Origin of the sequence: Citrobacter sp. Awk 4, assembly GCF_028069725.1 — a bacterium.
In the GTDB taxonomy this organism is placed as follows: Bacteria; Pseudomonadota; Gammaproteobacteria; order Enterobacterales; family Enterobacteriaceae; genus Citrobacter_D.
The window spans coordinates 1-2,519 of sequence record NZ_JANEWG010000111.1 but is presented as its reverse complement, the minus strand read 5'-3'; the positions used below and the strand labels follow the sequence as shown (position 1 = coordinate 2,519).

The 2,519-nt window shown below is 37.2% G+C and carries 1 protein-coding gene and 2 pseudogenes; 1 reads left to right on the top strand and 2 read right to left on the bottom strand.

The window, feature by feature from the left end:
* Positions 1-246, top strand: a pseudogene (locus NNO04_RS22300) (LysR family transcriptional regulator); the annotation flags it as partial.
* A gap of 747 nt (positions 247-993) precedes the next feature.
* Here NNO04_RS22300 and NNO04_RS22295 read toward each other — a convergent pair.
* Both NNO04_RS22295 and NNO04_RS22290 read right to left on the bottom strand, forming a co-directional pair.
* Positions 994-1,430: pseudogene (locus NNO04_RS22295) on the bottom strand (IS4 family transposase); the annotation flags it as partial.
* Between the two features lie 299 nt (positions 1,431-1,729).
* Positions 1,730-2,344: a helix-turn-helix domain-containing protein gene (locus NNO04_RS22290; protein WP_271446504.1), complete on the bottom strand. Its 615-nt coding sequence runs from the start codon at positions 2,342-2,344 to the stop codon at positions 1,730-1,732.
* Positions 2,345-2,519 lie beyond the last annotated feature (175 nt).

Genomic DNA, 2,519 nt, shown 5'->3' with positions numbered 1-2,519 from the left:
GACATATTTCCTTATCTAAACATTAAAAAAACAGATAATGATCTTTCAGCCCAACTCTTATCTGTTAGCTCCGGAGATGGTATCCTGTTGCTTCCAGAATATTTATCAAAATATTTTAACCCGCCAGAAACAAAAATAGTTAAACTGGTCAATAAAAACATCACGACATTACTATGCGTCAACAAAAAGTTTAGAAATAAAAAACTGATAAAAGATATTATCTCAGAGCTGAAAAATTACAAATAAATCATCATTTATTAATCATGGCAGATAACTGGTGATGTGCAAAGTATCTGTATATCACCATTTTATTAAAATGGAAATTACATTATCATAAATTAAAATAGCAGTTGTTTGTTCTAATTTAACGTATTCTTGTGCAATATTAGACCGGAATTATTTTGAGTGGATATGTATTATATTATCTATTCAATTGATTATGGAGGCGTAAATGATCGGAAAACATGTTTCTTTTATGCAATGGCTGCATTTAGCTCTAACTACGCCATTTGAGGCATTTGAAATCGCTGCGACACTAATACTTGGAGAGGTGGGGCGATGGTGCATGGGGGGGGTAAACTGAGAGAAAAAATAGGCGACCTAATTACCTGTTTACTCATTTTCTATCTCGTTAGGCCATGGATACCCATACTACCTGCCATCGCAGGTGTAAAAATACGCCCCGGTGCTATTGCCATCGTTATTGCTCTACTAGGCGGACATAGTGTAAGCAATTTACTCGCGTATTATTTCCGAAAGCGAACTGGCATCGATATTAAGGATTTAGAGAATAAAAATAAAACAGAACAATAACACACTAACGCAGCGCTTAGTCTATTCTTGCAAGGAGAATAAAATGATACAGGTAAGTTACATCACTGAGTTATTAAAAAAGAAAAAATCAAAAATACACCTTATATAGATAACTCTGGATATCCAACAGTAGGTGTCGGTTTTAAATTTGCCCCGAAAGGCCAGAGGGATCCCCAGAAACTTCATCAATTCGGCGTACACCCTGTCGGGGTTCTTCCCCGACAGTATTCCCGGTGACTGACAGATGACCTTTTCACTCAACGTCAGATATGACAGCACTCTGCTCGACTTCTCTCTGTTCGCCTGAAACCATCGATTTATTCCCTTACTTTCAATGTAATATCCCGTCAGCTACATGATGATGCTGTAGAAAACTGCAACCAGGCAAAGCACGGATATTCGTTTTCTCCCCGGCTTTTACTTGCCGCAGTCCCAGACCATAGCGCTTACTTTTCTCATCCCTGAAGTTCTGCTCTATTTGCATGCGGCTTATATCCCATCAGGTTGGCAAAAAGCAGTCACGGTTCACGCGCATTTTTACGGTACATTTTGTCCGTTCTGGGGAAGCGCTGGCTATTTTTCCTACTTCCCACCCTCGGTTCTCGTGGGCAACTTCGTTCCCGTCTTCCCGGTAATATCTGCCATCTCGCCTGCTCATACATCGTTCTTAACTCTCCCGGGATTTTCCCCGGGGAAGCCCTGGGTAAGGCTATCAGCCGTCGTATTATTTCACTTATCGATCCCATCGCGGGTGTGATGCCTGCTGATTCCAGTATCGCTGCGTGATATCAAAAGCTCCTGGATAGCTCTTTCGCTGGGTTTATAGTGTGACCTTATAACAAAAATACCCTTCTAACTATGGTGAGTTGAAAGGGCAGTGTTTTAATATAATATCAAATTTTTTATTTTTGAATTCTTATTCATCTTTCTTCATTTTTGAAAGTAAAAGCCCTTTATAGGTTGTTATTTTTCCTTCTTTTTTTAACATGGCAACAACTTTTGAAATGTTACTACGTGATAAATTTGTTTTGTCCATAATGTAATCCACCGCTGTTCTGCGATTTCGTATTTGTTCAGGCTCATGACAGAGCTTTTCGAGACAATACTCAATTAGATTGGAACTATTGACATTAGACATGTTATCAAGATAGTTCGTTAATAGAGCAGTAAGCATCATTTGATACATAGCAACATTTTCCCATAACTGGTTGTCGTTGATTTTTTTTTTAGCCTCCAAAGGATGGATGAACTCATATGATACATCAGATTCAGCTCGGAAATAGAGGGGGAAGGTTTTAATATCCATATCATCTGATATAAATCGCAAACCAATGATCATTGGAGCCGTTAAATTAGTGAGTAATAAGTTGTCATGTTGTCGTTGTAATGAAATAATTCCTTGATGAAATAATACACACCTTGGTTCGTTGAATGTTCCTGGTGTGAATATTTGATTTTTTTTTATTGTTTTTACATTTTTAGTTGTAGATAAAGTTGAAATTAATAATTCAATATTTTTCTGATTTTTCATAAAAGATTCCATTGTGTAATGAATATTTGTGCAAAATCACTGTTGCTCATATAAGACAATGCTGTGCTATTCAGCACCATGACCACTCGATTATCATTATCAACAATCGCCTTCTGATACTGTTTATTTCTTCACATATTAGTAAGGAAGAGCTAGAACAATTTTGATTAAAAAT